At 64.0% G+C, this 13,251-nt stretch carries 10 protein-coding genes; 5 read left to right on the forward strand and 5 right to left on the reverse strand.

Annotated elements, in window-relative coordinates:
- Positions 1–170 precede the first annotated feature (170 nt).
- From LLJ08_RS14300 to LLJ08_RS14320, 5 genes are all read left to right on the forward strand, one after another.
- A complete protein-coding gene (locus tag LLJ08_RS14300) occupies positions 171–1,943 on the forward strand; it encodes an N-acetylglutaminylglutamine amidotransferase (protein ID WP_228207322.1) in 1,773 nt (590 codons plus the stop codon).
- 135 nt (positions 1,944–2,078) lie between these two features.
- Positions 2,079–3,818, forward strand: a complete 1,740-nt coding sequence (ngg, locus tag LLJ08_RS14305; RefSeq protein ID WP_045666273.1) for an N-acetylglutaminylglutamine synthetase — start codon at positions 2,079–2,081, stop codon at positions 3,816–3,818.
- Positions 3,819–3,937: 119 nt separating this feature from the next.
- Positions 3,938–5,143 (forward strand): osmoprotectant NAGGN system M42 family peptidase, encoded by a 1,206-nt coding sequence (locus tag LLJ08_RS14310; RefSeq protein WP_003301243.1) that lies wholly within the window; start codon positions 3,938–3,940, stop codon positions 5,141–5,143.
- 194 nt (positions 5,144–5,337) lie between these two features.
- The gene (locus tag LLJ08_RS14315) at positions 5,338–8,085 is read left to right on the forward strand and encodes a hybrid sensor histidine kinase/response regulator (protein WP_228207323.1); all 2,748 of its coding nucleotides are present in this window, start codon (positions 5,338–5,340) and stop codon (positions 8,083–8,085) included.
- Positions 8,086–8,129: 44 nt separating this feature from the next.
- A complete protein-coding gene (locus LLJ08_RS14320) occupies positions 8,130–8,357 on the forward strand; it encodes a YheU family protein (protein WP_003301246.1) in 228 nt (75 codons plus the stop codon).
- A 15-nt stretch (positions 8,358–8,372) separates the two neighbouring features.
- On the opposite strand, the gene LLJ08_RS14325 is transcribed toward LLJ08_RS14320, so the two are convergent.
- The 5 genes from LLJ08_RS14325 to LLJ08_RS14345 all read right to left on the reverse strand — a co-directional run bounded on the left by LLJ08_RS14325 (position 8,373) and on the right by LLJ08_RS14345 (position 13,191).
- A complete protein-coding gene (locus LLJ08_RS14325; protein ID WP_003301247.1) occupies positions 8,373–8,801 on the reverse strand; it encodes a hypothetical protein in 429 nt (142 codons plus the stop codon).
- 114 nt (positions 8,802–8,915) lie between these two features.
- A complete protein-coding gene (locus LLJ08_RS14330; RefSeq protein WP_228208947.1) occupies positions 8,916–10,046 on the reverse strand; it encodes an MFS transporter in 1,131 nt (376 codons plus the stop codon).
- A gap of 128 nt (positions 10,047–10,174) precedes the next feature.
- Complete coding sequence (locus LLJ08_RS14335) at positions 10,175–10,984, reverse strand: SDR family oxidoreductase (RefSeq protein ID WP_014819796.1); 810 nt, start codon at positions 10,982–10,984, stop codon at positions 10,175–10,177.
- A gap of 237 nt (positions 10,985–11,221) precedes the next feature.
- Positions 11,222–12,877, reverse strand: a complete 1,656-nt coding sequence (locus LLJ08_RS14340; protein ID WP_003301252.1) for a cation acetate symporter — start codon at positions 12,875–12,877, stop codon at positions 11,222–11,224.
- Positions 12,877–13,191 carry a DUF485 domain-containing protein gene (locus LLJ08_RS14345; RefSeq protein ID WP_125862343.1) on the reverse strand — a complete coding sequence of 105 codons (315 nt, stop codon included), beginning with the start codon at positions 13,189–13,191 and terminating at the stop codon, positions 12,877–12,879. The genes LLJ08_RS14340 and LLJ08_RS14345 overlap by 1 nt, the downstream gene beginning before the upstream one ends.
- Positions 13,192–13,251 lie beyond the last annotated feature (60 nt).

The following is a 13,251-nucleotide window of genomic DNA, read 5'->3' on the forward strand; positions in this document are numbered from 1 at the left end:
GCTTTTCTTGCGAAAACTAACTTTGACATCAAAGCATTTTTTTGTTTTGGTGTAAAAAGCTGACTGACCTGTTCCCGGCCGCATCGGCGCCGCTGCGCTGATCCGAAAGGCTGAACTTCGCGGGTGACGGGCCAGTCACACTCCCCAACGGCAAAACCGGTAAGGATCTTATGTGTGGCATAGCTGGAGAACTTCGCTTCGATAACCGCCCGGCCGATCTGGCTGCGGTTGAACGCATCACTCAACACCTGACTGCGCGCGGCCCCGACGCGTGCGGTTTCCACAGCCAGGGCCCACTCGCCCTGGGTCATCGGCGCCTGAAGATCATGGATCTGTGCGAGGCGTCCGGCCAGCCGATGATCGACTCGGCCCTCGGCCTGTCGATGGTCTTCAACGGCGCCATCTACAACTACCCCGAATTGCGCGCAGAGCTGGAAGGCCTGGGCTACCGCTTCTTCTCCGAAGGCGATACCGAAGTGCTGCTCAAGGGCTTCCATGCCTGGGGTGAAGGGCTGCTGCCGCGGCTGAACGGCATGTTCGCCTTTGCCATCTGGGAGCGCGACAGCCAGCAGCTGTTCATCGCCCGCGACCGTCTCGGCGTCAAGCCGCTGTACCTGTCGCGCACCGACCAGCGCCTGCGCTTCGCCTCGTCGCTGCCGGCATTGCTCAAGGGCGGCGATATCGCCGGTGTTTTGAATCCGGTGGCGCTGAATCACTACATGAGTTTCCACGCCGTGGTTCCGGCACCGGACACGCTGATCGCCGGTATCGAGAAGCTGCCGCCGGCGAGCTGGATGCGCGTCGACGCCAATGGTGCGACCACCACCCAGCGCTGGTGGGAGCTGGAATTCGGCGCCCGAGAAGAGGAGCGCAACTACAGCTTCGAAGACTGGAAACAGCGCACCCTGGACACCATGCGCGAGGCGGTGGCGATCCGTCAGCGCGCCGCGGTGGATGTCGGCGTACTGCTCTCCGGCGGTGTCGACTCCAGCCTGCTGGTCGGCCTGCTGCGCGAAGCCGGTGTGGCCGACAATCTGCTGACCTTTTCCATCGGCTTCGAAGATGCCGGCGGCGAGCGCGGCGACGAGTTCAAGTACTCGGATCTGATCGCCAAGCACTACAACACGCGTCATCACCAGCTGCGTATTCAGGAAAAGGAAATCCTCGAACAGCTGCCGGCCGCCTTCCAGGCGATGAGCGAGCCGATGGTCAGCCATGACTGCATCGCTTTCTACCTGCTCTCGCGGGAAGTGGCCAAGCACTGCAAGGTGGTGCAGAGCGGCCAGGGTGCGGACGAACTGTTCGCCGGCTACCACTGGTATCCGCTGGTGGACGGCGCCGAAGACCCGGTGGCGGCCTACCTCGCCGCGTTCCGCGATCGCACGTACGAGGAATATGCCGAGACTGTGCAGCAGCAGTGGGTCCAGGGCGACTTCTCCGGCGACTTCGTCCGTCAGCACTTCGCCCAGCCCGGCGCCGATGCGGCGGTGGACAAGGCGCTGCGTATCGACAGCACGGTGATGCTGGTCGATGACCCGGTCAAGCGCGTCGACAACATGACCATGGCCTGGGGCCTGGAGGCGCGCACGCCGTTCCTCGACTACCGCGTTGCCGAACTGTCGGCGCGCATCCCGGCCAGGTTCAAGCTCCCCGAGGGCGGCAAGTATGTGCTCAAGGAAGCGGCGCGCCAGGTGATTCCTGCCGAGGTGATCGACCGGCCTAAGGGCTACTTCCCGGTGCCGGGCCTCAAGCACTTGCAGGGTGCGACGCTGAACTGGGTTCGCGAGATGCTGCTCGACCCCAGCCAGGAACGCGGTCTCTACAACCCGCAGGCACTGGAGAAGCTGCTCGCCGATCCGGATGGCCAACTCACGCCGCTGCGCGGTTCAAAACTCTGGCAGCTGGCGGCGGTCAACCTATGGTTGAGCGAACAAGGCCTTTGACGTTGGCCGCTGCAGGCGCCAGGCCACGACGGCCCCGATAACCCGCTCACGAACGGCTGCGGTTGCCACGCGCCACGGGGGCAAGCACATCGCCCCGCCGCTGCCGGTTCGTGACTTAGCATCAAGGAACGCACCATGCAGAAGTCCCAAGCCTACGGTCAGCGTCTGTTGCGCGGACAGGCTCCGACCTACCAGCGGCTGCAGGCACGCTTCGCCGAGGACGGTCAGGAGGAGCCCTGCGGCCCGGTGATCCTGCATTGCGGCTGGGGTCGCATTCTGGTCGGCCACACCTACTCCGATCCCGCCCAACTCGCTGCCGAACTGCTCAACGAGCAGGCGGGCGAGCGCGATATCGCGCTGTACGTCGCCGCGCCACACCAGGTGCTTTCCTATGCACCGCAGCAACTCTTTCTCGATCCCTCCGATACCCTGCGCATCTGGTTCACCGACTACCGCCCTGCGCAGAAGCGTTTCCGCGGTTTCTGCGTGCGTCGTGCCCAGAGCGAAGCCGACTGGCAGGCCATCAACGGTCTGTACCAGGCGCGCGGCATGATGCCCGTCGACCCGGAGCGCTGCACCCCGCGCGAACAGGGCGGCCCGGTGTACTGGCTGGCCGAGGACGAAACCTCCGGGCAGATCATCGGCAGCGTGATGGGCATCGACCACCACCGCGCCTTCAACGATCCGGAAAACGGCTCCAGCCTTTGGTGCCTGGCGGTTTCGCCAAGCTGCCCGCGGCCGGGCGTCGGCGAGGCGCTGGTGCGGCACCTGATCGAACACTACATGGGCCGCGGCTTGGCCTATCTCGATCTGTCGGTGCTGCACGACAACCAGCAGGCCAAGGCGCTGTACGCCAAGCTGGGCTTCCGTGATCTTCAGACCTTCACCGTCAAGCGCAAGAACAGCTTCAACCAGCCGCTGTTCCTCGGCCCTGGCCCGGAAGCCAAGCTCAACCCCTACGCCAAGATCATCGTCGACGAGGCCCGGCGGCGCGGTATCGAGATCGAGATCAACGATGCCGAAGCCGGTCTGTTCACCCTGACCCAGGGCGGCCGGCGGGTACGCTGCCGAGAGTCGCTATCCGACCTGACCTCGGCCGTCAGCATGACGCTCTGCCAGGACAAGCGCCTGACCCACCGCACCCTGTCCCAGGCGGGCATCTGTCTTCCGGCGCAACAGCTGGCTGCCGGCCCGAAGGAAAATGCCGCGTTCCTCGCCGAGCACGGCAGCGTGGTGGTCAAGCCGGTGGATGGCGAACAGGGCATGGGCGTCGCCGTGGACCTGCGCGATGCGACCGAAATGGAAGACGCCATCCAGCGTGCCCGGCAGTACGACAGCCGCGTATTGCTGGAAAGCTTCCACCCGGGGTTCGACCTACGCATCGTGGTGATCGGCTTCGAGGTGGTCGCCGCGGCGATACGCCGCCCGGCGGAAGTCATCGGAGATGGCCGCACCAGCATCGGTTCGCTGATCGAGAAGCAGAGCCGCCGGCGCCAGGCCGCTACCGGCGGTGAGAGTTCCATTCCGCTGGATGAGGAAACCCAGCGCTGCCTGCGCGACGCCGGCTTCGACTTCGAAAGTGTATTGCCGGACGGACACCGGCTCGCGGTGCGCCGCACCGCCAACCTGCATACCGGTGGCACGCTGGAAGACGTCACCGCGCAACTGCACCCCGAGCTGGTCGACGCCGCCGTACGCGCCGCCCGCGCGCTGGACATCCCGGTGGTGGGCCTGGACTTGCTGGTGCCGGCACCGGACCAGCCGGAGTACGTCTTCATCGAGGCCAACGAGCGCGTCGGCCTGGCCAATCATCAACCGCAGCCGACCGCCGAACGCTTCATCGACCTGCTTTTCCCGCTCAGCACCGCAGGTTGAGTCTGGCGCAACCCGGCACCAAGCCGGGTCGCCACAGGTCGCTCGTCACTATGGCGGGTCCCGCTCTCCGACATTCACTCCATCCGAAGGCTGAAAAGGCGCCGTCAACAGGAGCTCTCATGACCGCAAAACTCCCCGAACCCGATCTCAACTACATGCAACGCGTGTTGCTGGAAATGCTCGCCATCCCCAGCCCCACTGGATTCACCGACACCATTGTGCGCTATGTTGCCGAGCGCCTGGCCGAGCTGGGCATCCCCTATGAGCTGACCCGCCGCGGCACCATCCGCGCCACACTCAAGGGCCGCCGCTACAGCCCGGACCGCGCGGTCGCGGCACATCTGGACACCATCGGCGCCATCGTCCGCGAGATTCAGGATACCGGCCGCCTCGGCCTGGCCCCAGTGGGCTGCTGGTCGAGCCGTTTCGCCGAGGGCAGCCGCGTCAGCGTCTTCACCGATACCGGAGTCATCCGCGGTAGCGTACTGCCGCTGCTGGCCTCGGGGCATGCCTTCAACACCGCCGTGGATGAAGCACCGGTGAGCTGGGACCACGTCGAACTGCGCCTGGACGCCTATACCTACAGCCGCAACGAAACCTGCGCGCTGGGGGTCAACGTCGGTGATTTCGTCGCCTTCGATCCGATGCCGGAATTCACCGAAAACGGCTACATCAGCGCCCGCCACCTGGATGACAAGGCTGGCGTCGCCGCGCTGCTGGCGGCACTGAAGGCCATCGTCGAAAGCGGCCGCGAACCACCCATCGATGTACATCCGCTGTTCACCATCACCGAGGAAACCGGCTCCGGAGCCGCCGGCGCCCTGCCCTGGGATGTCAGCGAGTTCGTCGGAATCGACATCGCGCCGGCGGCCAAGGGCCAGGCCTCCAGTGAGCACGCGGTAACTGTGGCGATGCAGGATTCCGGCGGCCCCTACGACTTTCATCTGTCGCGCCACCTGCTAAAGCTCGCCAGCGAGAACGAGATCCCGGTGCGCCGCGACCTGTTCCGCTACTACCACAGCGACGCCCAGTCGGCGGTCGAAGCGGGACACGACATCCGCACCGCGCTGCTGGCCTTCGGCTGCGATGCCACCCATGGCTACGAACGCACCCACATCGACAGCCTCGCGGCGATGAGCCGCCTGCTCTGCGGCTACATGCTCAGCCAGCCGGTCTTCGCCAGCGACTCCCAACACTCGAAGGACTCGCTGGAACGTTTCAGCCATCAACTGGAACACGATGCGCAGATGGAGAACGACACCCGCGTGCCACCCGTCGACACACTGATCGGGCGCCAGCACCACCCCCAGGAGCGTGAAAGTTGAGTCATTGGCTTACGTGACCAGGCGCCTGCTTCGCGCAGCAGACGCTTGCCGCTCGGCGCGTAACTCGGCAAAGTTAACCGGACAAGGACGTGCGGCACTCTGAAGGCGCCATGTAGAGCCCAAGGAATCGGTACCGTCACATCGCTCTACTAATATGTGTCGCCCATTCGGGCGCGCCCCTTCCGGAACGAAACATGTCGCCGCGTTCATGCCTGGCTCTGTTGCTGTTTTGCCTGTCGCTCCAAGCCTGGGCAGTCTCGCCCGTCGTGTTCGATTCGCCCGATACGCGCCAGTCCCTCGGTAACGGCACCCTCTACCTCGAAGACCCGGATGGAAGCCTGGATTTCGATGAAGTCATGGCGTTACCCGCCGAGCGTCTGCGCCCCGTCGAGAGCGGGCATGTCAACGAAGGCAAGAACAGCTCGACGTGGTGGCTACGCACCAGGCTGGTCAACGAGCTGGACGCACCACTCGGCGGTTTCATCGAGATCAACTATCCACTGCTCGACCACATCGAGGTGTTCCTGCAGTACCCCGACGGCAGCATCAGCCGGCAACTGAGCGGGGATCGCTACCCCTTCGCGGATCGTCCGGTGAAGGTCAGCGACTTCTGGTTTCCCGTCGATCTGCCGCCGGGCGAAACCACGCTGCTGTTACGCATCAAGACCACCAGCACGCTCTACGTGCCACTGTATTTCAGCAGCTACAACGCCAGCGCGGCCGAGCAGCAGGAGCTGAGCGGCATCAGCGGGGCCTTCTACGGCGTGCTGTTCGCGATGTTCTGCTACAACCTGTTCCTCTTCGCCTCGCTGCGCGAACCGGCGTACTTCTGGTATCTGGTCTACACCCTCAACGTCGGACTGTTCGCACTCTCCTTCGACGGCCTGCTGGTCAAATGGCTGGCCGACGACGGCGGGCTGGTGGCCATGGGCATCTACGTCCTGATGTTCAGTCATTGCCTGATCGCCATTCAGTTCAGCCGCCACTTCCTGCATACCCGCGAACTCTTTCCACGGCTCGATCTGGTGCTGCGCTGCACGCTGCTGATCGCCCTCGGCAGCATGGTTTCCGGGCTGCTGCTGGACGTGCAGACCTGGAGCATCCTGGCCAGCATCACTGTGATCGCCGCCTCGGTCGGCCTGCTCGTCACCGGTGCCTTTGTCTGGCGCCGCGGCGTGCGCTACGGGGTTTACTACACGCTGGCGTGGGGCGTGCTGCTGGCCTCGTTCATTCTCGTCACGGCCGGCTCGTTGGGTTTCGAACTGTTCGGCCTGTACGGCGCGGCGGTGGTCAAGGCCAGCGTCGCTTTCGAACTAATCACCCTGTCCATCGGCCTGGCCGATCGCATCAACCTGCTCAAGGAAGAGGGCTACCGCTCGCGTGAGGCCGCCGAGCGGGCCGCCAGCGAGAATGAAGCCAAGAGCCGCTTCCTGGCCAAGATGAGTCACGAGATCCGCACGCCGCTCAATGGCGTGCTCGGCATGCTGCAACTGCTGCGTGAAACGCCGCTGGACCGCAGCCAGCAGTTCTACCTGGATACCATCTCCAGCTCCGGCAATTCGCTGATGGCGGTGATCAACGACATCCTCGACTACGCCCGGATCGGCTCCGGCAAGCTCAGCCTGGAAGACATCGATTTCGATCTGGAAATCCTGATTTCCGAAACCATCCGGCTGTTCACCGCGCAGGCGCTGGAGAAACAGCTGAGCCTGCACGTAGGCCTGGAGCCCGGCGTGCCGCGACGGATTCGTGGCGACCCCACGCGACTCAAACAGATTCTGATGAACCTGCTGAGCAATGCGCTGAAATTCACCGAGCACGGCCACGTACTGCTCGAAGTCTCCTGCCGTCAGACCCAGGAAGGCACCCGGCGCCTGGTGTTCTGCGTCAGCGACAGCGGTATCGGCATGCGTCAGGAAGTATTGGCGCAACTGTTCGAGTCCTTCTCCCAGGGCGATTCGAGTACCACCCGACGTTATGGTGGCAGCGGACTTGGCCTGGCGATCAGCAAGGAGCTGGTGGAAATGATGAACGGCCATATCGAGGTGCAGAGCGCACCGGGCCGCGGCAGCCGCTTCTGTTTCGAAATCCCGCTGCAAAGCGCCAGCGATGTGGAAGACCCGCTGAACCACCTGCTCGGCGGCCGCCCGGCGCTGCTCGCTTCGCAGGATACCGAGGGCCTCGAGGCGTTGAGCCATCTGCTGCGACGCTGGGGCATGCGCACCGAGCGCTGTCAGACCCCGGAATGCCTGCCGGACTACCTGTCGGACTTCACCGCCCCGCCACTGATGGTTCTGCTGGCGCCCTGGCCGGGCAGTCCGGCGCAGTGGCTGGAGCGTCTTCGCCCGCATCTGGAGGCGAATCAGCGGGTGCTGATGCTCTATTCGCCGGTCCACGAGCCGCCACCGCCATCGCCCGGGTTACGTCTGATCAGCCTGGCGCTACCGCTGCAGAGCACGCCGCTGCGTGAGGCGTTGCAGGCGCTATACACTCCAGCGCCTCAGCAGGCTAGCGAAGCGACCGACGTTGCACCAGCAGAGCAGCCACCCCGCGAGCCCTGCATTCTGGTCGCCGAGGACAATCCGGTGAATCAGATGGTGGTGCGCGGCCTGCTGAAAAAGCGCGGTTACGCGGTTCAGCTCGCCGACAACGGACGCCAGGCCGTGGACCTCTATCGTCGCGATCCGGAAGCCGTGCAACTGATCCTGATGGACTGCGAAATGCCGGAGCTCGATGGCTTCGAAGCCAGCCGGCGGATACGCAAGCTGGAAGCGGAGCTTGAATTACAGGCCGTGCCGATCATCGCCGTGACCGCCCACGTATTGGCAGAGCACCGTCAGCGCGGCCTGGAATCGGGTATGGATGAATTCATCGGTAAACCTCTGGAGAGCCGGCAGCTGTATGCTTGCCTGGACAGCTACCTGCAGGGCGGCGCGAGCTAGCGTCCGCCGGCCTTGTGGCAAACCGGCTCACCCGAAGAAATCCCATGCTCATACCGCACGACCAGCTCGAACCGGACACCCTGACCCGCCTAATAGAAGATTTCGTCACCCGCGATGGCACCGATAATGGTGACGAAACCCCGCTTGAAACCCGGGTGACACGGGTTCGCCGCGCGCTGGACAAGGGGGAGGCGGTGATCGTCTTCGACCCCGACAGTCAGCAATGCCAGCTGGCCCTCAGGCGCGATGTGCCGCGCGAGTGGCTGGACTGAACGCCGCCGCGCGTTTCAGCCGAACAGACCGCTCTCCCGCTCCCAGGCACAGCGCATGCGCAGGTCGCTCTGCTGCGGACTGTGGCTGCCGGTATCGGTTTCCCAGCGAAAGGTGTGGGTGCCGTTGAGCTCGGTTTCCAGGTGCACCACCGCGCTGGTCCAGTACAACTGCTTGAGCAGCTCCTCGAAACGCTGGACCCAGAGCGCCCACTCGTACTCCACTGCGCGGTAGCTGGCACCGAAGTGGATCACCTGGGTCTGGTACAGGCCCAGTTCCTCGTTACGGCAGAAGGAAAACATTTCGCGACCGATGAAGGGCCAGGCCTCGCCCTGCGGCAACGCCTGCACGGCAGCCAGATTGTTCGCCCGGCGCTGGCGGCACTGCTCGGGGTCGGCGGAAGGCCAATCACGGATGCAGCCATAAACGATGGATTCAGACTCCACTCGAAACTCCGAAACGCAGGGATGAACTGGGACGGCGAGCTTTCTAGCACAGCGCGGCGGGCGGGTCACCCGCGGCTTGGGAAGTGGTGAAACAGGCCACAGCCTCGGGACGGTTCAGCAATCCTGATGCCGTGGCCGCAGGCGCATCGCCAACAACGACATGCATGCCGCCATGCCGGTGAGGACCAGGAACGGCATGCGATAGTCACCCGCCAGATCACGCCCGAGCCCGGCCAGTACCGGAGTCAGGCACGCCAGGCAGTAGCCGGTGCAGAGCATCATCGCGGTCAGCCGGCTGACCGCCAACGGAGTATTGGCTTCGTACATCGGCGAGATCAGCGCCAGGGAGAAGGTGCCGTTGAGCGCGACGCCGAGCAGCATGCAGACCACCAGTGGTTGCCAGCTCGGTGCCAGAGCGATTGCTGCCAGGCAAAGGGTCGCCAACCCACCGCACGCCGCCATGATTCGATGTCGATTGCCCAGCCGCTGCGCCAGCCAGGGCATGGCAAAGGCGCTCGGCAGGCCGATGAGCATGAAACCACTGAAGAACGCATTACTTTGCAGCAGGCTGTAGCCAACCTCGTGATAACGAGCCACCAGCCAGGTGGCCAGCGCGTAGAACAGCCCCGCCTGAAGGGCAAAGTAGACACTGAGCAACCAGGCCCGAGGCTCCTTCCAGGGCAAACCGGCACGACTCTCGCTGGCGGCTTCCGGCTGATTGGGCAAGCGCGACCAGATCAGCAGCGCAGCCAGGGCCGGCAGCGCCCAGAGCGCCAGGCCACGCGTCCAGTCCTGCCCCATCACCTCGGTGGCCGGCGCCGTCACCACTACGCCGAGGGTGCCGCCGACCGCCATGCTCAGCGAGTACCAGGCGGCGGTCTGGCCCATGCGTTCGAGGAAGTAGCGCTTGATGAAACCGGACAGCAGCGGCCCGGCGACGGCGATCCCGGCGCCAACCAGCCCGGCGGTGCCGATCAGCAGAACGGCATTGTGGCCGAACAGCCGCAACAGCAATGCCACGCCGATCAGCCCGAGGCACAGCGCGATGCTGCACTCCAGCCCGAAACGCACGGCCAGCCGCGGCGCCAGGGGGGCGAGCAAGCCCATCAGCAGAACCGGCAAGGCCGTGGTGAGACTGATCAGACCGCGAGAAAGCGAAAGCTCTTCGGCGATGCGCTCGATCAGCGGAGCGAAGGAGGTAATACCTGGGCGCAGGTTGATGGCAGCCAGGACCAGGGCCAGCATCAGCAGCCCGCGGGAGGGAAAATTCACAAGCGATCCATAGGGTTACGGCGAAAAAAGCCGGACAGGCAACCCTACTCCCCGCCTCTCCCCGAGGCAACCGCAGCGGCCGCCGAAGCGGCCGGGCAGTCTCAGAGCGCCTTGCTCTTGGCGCGTTTCTTTTCGGCCAGCAGCGCCATCTCGTCGTAGATCGCCTGAGGGTTCTGCTGCTTGACCTTCCAGGCCATACGGCCCTCGTCGTGCGGCAGGATCATGAACTCGCCCTTGGCGACCTGCTGGTGGATGTAGTCAGCGATGTCCGCCGCAGTAATCGGCGAGGACTCCAGCAGCTTGCCGATCTGCGCCTTCACGTTCGGCGTCGGGCCGCGGAAGGAATCCAGCAGGTTGGTCTGGAAGAACGACGGGCAGACCACATGCACGCCGACCTCGGCCTGGCGCAGCTCGACCAGCAGGCTTTCCGACAGCGCCACCACGCCGGCCTTCGCCACGTTGTAGTTGCTCATGCCCGGTGCCTGCATCAGCGCCGCCATCGACGCGATGTTGATGATCTTGCCCTTGCTCTTCTGTACTAACGGCAGGAACGCCTTGCAGCCCTTGACCACGCCCATCAGGTTGATCGCGATCTGCCAGTCCCAGTCCTCCAGCGACAGCTCGTCGAAGAAGCCGCCGGAAGCCACACCGGCGTTGTTGACCACGATATCGATGCCGCCAAGCTTCTCCTCGCAGGCCTGGGCAAAGGCGATCAGCTGGCTGTAGTCACGCACGTCACAGCGCATGGTGAAGCCGTCCCCGCCCGCTTCGCGGACCATTTTCAGGGTTTCGGCCAGGCCGCCTTCGTTGACATCGGAAAGCGCCAGCTGCCAGCCCTCACGCGCCCAGCGCAGGGCAATCTCGCGACCGAGCCCGGAGCCGGCACCGGTAATCATCATGCGGTTGTGCATCGTTGTGCTGCCTTTTGTTGTTCGGGTAGTGGCAGCGAGTCTAGCGAATGCCGGGGCACGGACCGGCATCCATCAGACTGCTGAATGCCCTTGGCAAACCCGCGGCTCATGGGGCTGACCGCGCGGTTCCGGGCAGGCAATATGGCGGCAGCATGGGCTCGTTATAGCTGCACGAGCGACCTGCGCCACAAAAAAAAGGGCAGCCCGAGGGCTGCCCTTGTTTCTGCCAGCATTGCGTCAGTGCGCGACGGCACCGGTGGCACCCAGGCCGGTCTGCGAACGAACGAACTGGGCGAAGAAGCGCTCGCGCTCCTCGCCGGCACGCTTGGACTTGTCGGTGACCGAGAAGAACCAGATGCCGATGAACGCGGCGGCCATCGAGAACAGCGCCGGGTATTTGTAGGGGAAGATCGCCTCGGCATAACCGAACACGTCGACCCATACGGTCGGGCTGATGATGGTCAGCAGCAACGCAGTGAACAGCCCCAGCGAGCCACCGAACAGCGCGCCGCGGGTGCTCAGGCCCTTCCAGTACATGGAAAGGAACAGCACTGGGAAGTTGCAGCTGGCGGCGATGGAGAATGCCAGGCCGACCATGAAGGCGATGTTCTGCTTTTCGAAGATGATGCCGAGCAGAATCGCCACCACGCCCAGGGTCAGGGTGGTCAGCTTGGTCACGCGCATCTCGTCCTCTTCCCGCGCCTTGCCCTGCTTGATCACGCAGGCATAGAGGTCATGGGAAACCGCCGAGGCACCGGCCAGGGTCAGACCCGCCACGACGGCGAGAATGGTGGCGAAGGCGACCGCGGAGATGAAGCCGAGGAACAGGTTGCCGCCCACCGCGCTGGCCAGGTGGATGGCGACCATGTTGGTGCCGCCGACGATGGCGCCGGTCACGTCCTTGAAGTCCGGGTTGGTGCTGACCAGCAGGATCGCGCCGAAGCCGATGATGAAGGTCAGGATGTAGAAGTAGCCGATGAAGCCGGTGGCGTAGAACACGCTCTTGCGCGCTTCCTTGGCGTCGGAGACGGTAAAGAAGCGCATCAGGATGTGCGGCAGGCCAGCGGTGCCGAACATCAGCGCCAGGCCGAGGGAGATCGCCGAGATCGGATCGGAAACCAGGCCGCCCGGGCTCATGATCTGAGCGCCTTTCTCGTGGATCTTCACTGCTTCGGCGAACAGGCTGCCGAAGTCGAAACCGACACTCTTCATCACCATGATGGCCATGAAAGAGGCGCCGGACAGCAGCAGGACCGCCTTGATGATCTGCACCCAGGTGGTGGCGAGCATGCCGCCGAACAGCACGTACATGACCATCAGCACACCGACCAGCACCACGGCTACGTAGTAGTCCAGGCCGAACAGCAGCTGGATCAGCTTGCCGGCGCCGACCATCTGCGCGATCAGGTAGAAGGCCACCACGATCAGCGAACCGAACGCCGAGAGCAGACGGATCTGAGTCTGGCCCAGGCGATAGGACGCCACGTCGGAGAAGGTGAACTTGCCCAGGTTGCGTAGGCGCTCGGCCATCAGGAAGAGGATGATCGGCCAGCCGACGAGGAAGCCGATGGAGTAGATCAGGCCGTCGTAGCCACTGGTGTAGACCAGCGCGGAAATGCCCAGGAAGGATGCCGCCGACATGAAGTCGCCGGCGATCGCCAGGCCGTTCTGGAAGCCGGTGATGCTACCACCCGCGGTGTAGTAGTCAGCCGTGGAGGTGTTGCGCTTGGCCGCCCACTTGGTGATGCCCATGGTGAACACGATGAACACCACGAACATGATGATGGCGGTGTAGTTGGTGGCCTGTTTCTGGACTTCGCCGGTGATGGCATCGGCGAGAAGCACAGGCGAGACTGCCAACAGCAGGGCAGTCATCAGAAAACGCAGGATCATTATTGCTGTGCCTCGTTGAGGATTTCCTGGTTGATGCGATCGAACTCACCGTTGGCACGCTGCACATAGACACCGGTCAGGATGAACGCCATGAAGATCACCCCGACGCCAACCGGGATACCCCAGGTGGTCACCGTATTGGCGGACAGCGGAATGCCGAGGATTCTTGGCTCGAAGGCGATCAGCAGGATGAACGCCAGGTAGGCGCTGAGCATGACAGCCGATAGGAGCCAGGCAAAACGGCCGCGCTTGGCAACCAGCTCCTGGAAACGCGGATTGGCATAGATCTGCCGGTAAACATTTTCATTGTGCATTGGAATCTGTCTCCACGGTCGCTACCCCCCGGTGGGAGCAGGGGCGGCTACTTTAGGCTT

The sequence above is a fragment of the Stutzerimonas chloritidismutans genome (assembly GCF_020783375.1).
GTDB lineage: Bacteria > Pseudomonadota > Gammaproteobacteria > Pseudomonadales > Pseudomonadaceae > Stutzerimonas > Stutzerimonas kunmingensis.

Excerpts from the sequence above, each read along its gene's own strand:
- LLJ08_RS14335 (WP_014819796.1), bottom strand. The coding sequence starts at position 10,984 with ATGCACAACCGCATGATGATTACCGGTGCCGGCTCCGGGCTCGGTCGC.
- LLJ08_RS14330 (WP_228208947.1), bottom strand. The coding sequence starts at position 10,046 with ATGCTGGCCCTGGTCCTGGCTGCCATCAACCTGCGCCCAGGTATTACC.
- LLJ08_RS14320 (WP_003301246.1), top strand. The coding sequence starts at position 8,130 with ATGCTCATACCGCACGACCAGCTCGAACCGGACACCCTGACCCGCCTA.
- LLJ08_RS14300 (WP_228207322.1), top strand. The coding sequence starts at position 171 with ATGTGTGGCATAGCTGGAGAACTTCGCTTCGATAACCGCCCGGCCGAT.
- ngg (WP_045666273.1), top strand. The coding sequence starts at position 2,079 with ATGCAGAAGTCCCAAGCCTACGGTCAGCGTCTGTTGCGCGGACAGGCT.
- LLJ08_RS14310 (WP_003301243.1), top strand. The coding sequence starts at position 3,938 with ATGACCGCAAAACTCCCCGAACCCGATCTCAACTACATGCAACGCGTG.
- LLJ08_RS14315 (WP_228207323.1), top strand. The coding sequence starts at position 5,338 with ATGTCGCCGCGTTCATGCCTGGCTCTGTTGCTGTTTTGCCTGTCGCTC.
- LLJ08_RS14345 (WP_125862343.1), bottom strand. The coding sequence starts at position 13,191 with ATGCACAATGAAAATGTTTACCGGCAGATCTATGCCAATCCGCGTTTC.
- LLJ08_RS14340 (WP_003301252.1), bottom strand. The coding sequence starts at position 12,877 with ATGATCCTGCGTTTTCTGATGACTGCCCTGCTGTTGGCAGTCTCGCCT.